At 26.5% G+C, this 1448-nt stretch carries 3 protein-coding genes; 1 reads left to right on the top strand and 2 read right to left on the bottom strand.

Annotated features, from left to right (window positions below):
- Positions 1-324: 324 nt before the first annotated feature.
- Positions 325-504: a hypothetical protein gene (locus FUA26_RS05420; RefSeq protein ID WP_147132692.1), complete on the bottom strand. Its 180-nt coding sequence runs from the start codon at positions 502-504 to the stop codon at positions 325-327.
- 27 nt (positions 505-531) lie between these two features.
- On the opposite strand from FUA26_RS05420, the gene FUA26_RS05415 reads away from it, so the two are divergent.
- Entirely contained in the window at positions 532-729 is a 198-nt protein-coding gene (locus FUA26_RS05415) for a hypothetical protein (protein ID WP_147132689.1), read from the top strand.
- A gap of 221 nt (positions 730-950) precedes the next feature.
- Here the strand turns inward: FUA26_RS05415 and FUA26_RS05410 are convergent.
- The coding region (locus tag FUA26_RS05410; RefSeq protein ID WP_222611753.1) for a hypothetical protein at positions 951-1448 on the bottom strand (498 nt) is incomplete at its 5' end.

The following is a 1448-nucleotide window of genomic DNA, read 5'->3' as shown; positions in this document are numbered from 1 at the left end:
AATTAAGTATAAATATCGTTTCTTCATAATTATTGCCAACGTAATACGTATATGATTAGTAAGGGTTAAATATAAGCTAATTGTATTGTATTACGGAATAAAACAAATAAACTGAAATTAATCATAACATTGTAGCCCTTATTAATTATATACTTTGTTAGCAAATCGTTTTTATTATGGCACAGTCTGACCTCGAAAATCAAGAAATTAGAATAGAAATTAAAGATGGTAGATATAGTTTATCAAGATACAAAGACGGTAAAGTAAAAGAACAATACCGCCCTGAGTCAAAAGAATGCATGCAAGTTTGGATTACATCTGTTCTTAATGGTTTTCAACCACCACGAGTCCTGAATCATCTTGATAAACTGTCTGATTAAATTCAATATGAACGTGTTTACCAACTTGTCTAACTCGGTAAAAATCTAAACCACCAAAGTAAACTGGTAGTGTTTCATCTTCTTTTTGTAATCTTTCGATTAAATCTTTTACTGTTATTTTCATTATTAACTAAAATTTAAAATTATTATTATGGCACAATCAGACGAAGCTCAAAAAGAACTTTCTGAAAAGTTTATTGTAATGGGTGCTATTGATTTCAGTTACATTAAACAATTAGAGGAAACTCAAAAACTTGTTGATATGTATGAAAATAATACTGGAAACAAGTTTATCGATTTCGTATCACAGTTACTTTTGCAGGATTCGACCAAGGATGAAGCTCACTAAATTTAACTAACTCAGATTTGCTTGTATGAGAATTAATAACTTTAACCATTCCGTTTTTATCTTGTTTTGTTTTTTCAGAATAGATGTATTTTCCTTTTCCATTAATTGAATAATATCCACTTTTCATTATTAACTAAAATTTAAAATTATTATGTATTCTTTTGCTGATTTTTTACTTGAACTAGGTTTTGTATGCTTGTTTTTAACGATTATTTCAGGCACTACTGATTAGTTATAGTTAAGAAGAATTCTCTTATAATTTTATTTTCAGACAATCTAATTCCTAAATAAACACTAAATACAATAACAGTCGTAAACATCCCTATCAACTGAAAATTATTTAGTTCACTTAATAAATTGTTATTATGTTTCTTGTATAAACCTTTATTTTCTATGGTTTCAATGCAATTTTTTAAAAACTCGTTTATCTCTTTTTCTTTATTTTTTATGATACTCAATCTTTGTTTTTCATTGTATTGAGTCTTAATATTCCCTGTATATTCTTGCATTATAATTTCTTTAAATTTATACGTAATTGATTTAGAATGTTCGTATTCAGGTGAATTTTCCCCAAAAAAATCAAGCACATAAGACCTTATTTTAATCAATGAATTTTCATTCTTATTTTCCTTAATAAGTTTGTTGAGTATTATTTTAGACTTTCTTTTTCTCATAAACTCAATCTTTCTACTCATAGAATCGGTTAAATGTTTGCTAAC

The organism is Seonamhaeicola algicola (assembly GCF_007997385.1).
Classification (GTDB): domain Bacteria; phylum Bacteroidota; class Bacteroidia; order Flavobacteriales; family Flavobacteriaceae; genus Seonamhaeicola; species Seonamhaeicola algicola.
Note: the sequence above shows the minus strand (reverse complement) of the source record. Positions and strands in the feature narration are given on the sequence as shown.